Genomic DNA, 2,207 nt, shown 5'->3' with positions numbered 1-2,207 from the left:
TAGAGGGAGAAAGAAGGGACGCTTATGTTAAGAGTTGACCAAACATTGCTGCAACAAGTTATCCTTAGCCGTCAGTCAGACTCCTATAAGGGAGACTATGGGCGTCTGCTCTTGATAGGAGGGACCTACCCTTACGGGGGAGCCATTATCATGGCGGCCCTCGCAGCGGTTCATAGTGGAGCGGGCCTTGTCACGGTTGCGACAGACCGCGAGAATATCCTTGCCCTCCATAGTCAGCTACCTGAAGCCATGGCTTTTGCTGTGACGGACCAAGAATTGTTGGTTGAGCAAATCGCAAAAGCGGGCGTCATTTTATTGGGACCAGGACTCAATGCCAATGAGCTAGGGGCACACCTTGTAGAGCTAGTTTTTGAAAGGGTTCAACCTCATCAAGTGCTCATTCTAGATGGCGGAGCCATTAGCCTCTATACCCGCTTAGGACTTTCTCTTCCTCCAGCTCAACTGGTCTTTACCCCTCATCAAAAAGAATGGGAGGCCATGTCAGGACTAGCAATCGGAGACCAAGGGGAAGAAGCAACAAGGCAGTCTCTGTCCCAACTTCCTCCAGCAAGTATTCTGGTCCAAAAGGGTCCCCAGACCAAGATTTGGCAACAAGGGCAAGCCGATTATTACCAACTAACCGTTGGAGGGCCCTACCAGGCAACTGGAGGAATGGGTGATACCTTGGCAGGCATGATTGCGGGCTTTGTGGGTCAATTTCCGCAAGCTGGACTCTATGAGCGCGTGGTAGTTGCCAGTCACCTTCATTCGGCCATTGCAGACGATTTGAGCAAGAATGCCTACGTGGTTTTACCGACCGCGATTAGTCGAGAAATTCCAAAATGGATGAGGGAAATTTGCCTTTCCAACTGCCAATAAACAATCAAGTCTCAGATGATGAAATCTGAGGCTTTTTCCGTAGGTAGAATCAGCTTTTTCCGCTTATTTTTGGTATAATTTATACTAGAATTTTCCGTGTGAAAGGGGAACTATGTCAGAGTATTTATCGGTATCCAGTCTGACCAAATACCTCAAGTTAAAATTTGATAAGGACCCCTATCTAGAGCGGGTCTATTTGACGGGTCAGGTCTCGAATTTCCGTAAGCGTCCCAATCACCAGTATTTTTCTCTTAAGGATGAAAAAGCTGTGATCCAGGCGACTGTCTGGGCTGGGATTTATAAGAGTTTCGGCTTTGAGCTCGAAGAAGGCATGAAGATCAATGTCATCGGTCGGATCCAACTCTATGAGCCAAGTGGCAGTTATTCCATTGTCATCGAAAAGGCGGAGCCAGATGGCGTCGGCGCTTTAGCTATTCAGTTTGAGCAGTTGAAAAAGAAACTCCAGGAAGAAGGCCTTTTTCAAGAGAAGTTCAAACAGGCTATCCCCCAGTTCTCCAAGAAAATCGGGGTTATTACCAGTCAGAGTGGGGCCGTTATTCGCGATATTATCACCACTGTTTCGCGACGCTTTCCTGGCGTGGAGATTCTCCTTTTTCCAACCAAGGTACAAGGAGAGGGAGCGGCCCAAGAAATTGTCGCCAATATTCAAAAGGCCAATGATTGGACAGACCTAGATGTCTTGATCATCGGTCGTGGTGGTGGTTCCATCGAGGACCTGTGGGCCTTTAATGAAGAGCCAGTTGTGCGGGCTATTTTTGAGTCTAGAATTCCCATTATTTCCAGTGTGGGGCATGAGACAGATACTACTCTAGCAGACTTTGTCGCAGATCGCCGGGCAGCAACTCCTACAGCTGCGGCTGAGTTGGCAACGCCTGTGACCAAGTTGGACCTGCTCAATCATTTGCAGAAGCAGGAAGGGCGGATGGCAACCGCTATGCGTAACCGCCTGGTCTATCATCGAGAACGCCTGCAAAAACTAAGCCAATCGGTCATCTTCCGTCAGCCAGAGCGGCTGTATGATTCTTATCTGCAAAAGCTGGATCAGATTCAGTTGCGATTGAAACAGGCTGTGTCAGAGTCGGTTACCAGAAATAGCCGCCAGTTACAAGAACTCCGCCATCGATTGGCCTCCCAAGCACCACAGCATCAGCTGGAGCGTTATCGAGACCAGATTCTCCAGATGGAGCGATTGCTGACCTTGAAAATCAAGGAGCTCTACCAGACAAAAGCAGCAGATGCCAAGCGCCTATCGGAAGCTCTCTTGATGTTGGATACCAGTCGCATCGTGGCTAGAGGCTACGCCTTGG

The 2,207-nt window shown here is 49.1% G+C and carries 2 protein-coding genes; both read left to right on the top strand.

The window, feature by feature from the left end; translation table 11 throughout:
• Positions 1 to 24: 24 nt before the first annotated feature.
• Entirely contained in the window at positions 25 to 879 is an 855-nt protein-coding gene (locus ACLOR3_RS06500) for an NAD(P)H-hydrate dehydratase (RefSeq protein WP_411400645.1), read from the top strand.
• Between the two features lie 112 nt (positions 880 to 991).
• On the top strand, positions 992 to 2,207 hold a 1,216-nt coding region (xseA, locus tag ACLOR3_RS06495), incomplete at its 3' end, for an exodeoxyribonuclease VII large subunit (protein WP_412037081.1).

It is taken from the genome of Streptococcus intestinihominis (genome assembly GCF_046824975.1).
Taxonomy (GTDB): domain Bacteria; phylum Bacillota; class Bacilli; order Lactobacillales; family Streptococcaceae; genus Streptococcus.
Note: the sequence above shows the minus strand (reverse complement) of the source record. Positions and strands in the feature narration are given on the sequence as shown.